The organism is Bartonella capreoli (assembly GCF_902813205.1).
GTDB classification, from domain to species: Bacteria; Pseudomonadota; Alphaproteobacteria; order Rhizobiales; family Rhizobiaceae; genus Bartonella; species Bartonella schoenbuchensis.
Window position 1 is genome coordinate 1 of the sequence record NZ_CADDZX010000415.1, and the last position, 381, is coordinate 381.

The 381-nt window shown below is 33.1% G+C and carries 1 pseudogene; it reads right to left on the reverse strand.

The features are described 5' to 3' along the window. Positions 1 to 196 precede the first annotated feature (196 nt). Positions 197 to 381 (reverse strand): annotated as a pseudogene (locus J7R05_RS09060) (mechanosensitive ion channel family protein); the annotation flags it as partial.

Consider the following 381-nt stretch of genomic DNA (forward strand, 5'->3'; position numbering starts at 1 on the left):
AGGCAAAATTGCGCTATCACGTACAGGTTTTGTGGCAGTAGTTTAACATGTTTAATTCCTGTTCACACCATGTGTGTGTAATCCAAAAAAGCAAAGAAATAGCACCTGAAAGATGAAGAATTACTAATGCTATTCGTGATACTTTTTCTTTCCTTTTTATGTTGAGAATATAGTTCGATTTAAAGAATTTACCTAATTAAGACTTACGGTTTTGTTTGGTTTCAAATGCGTGAACAAAATAATAACCACTTGGGTTTTGAAAAAGCTTAAGACCAAAACTAGGGAGGATGGAATAAAGATGGTCAAAAGTATCAGCTTGAATTTGTTCATACTCTATCCAAATAGCGGAGTTCGAAAAACAATAGATTTCTAAAGGTAAAC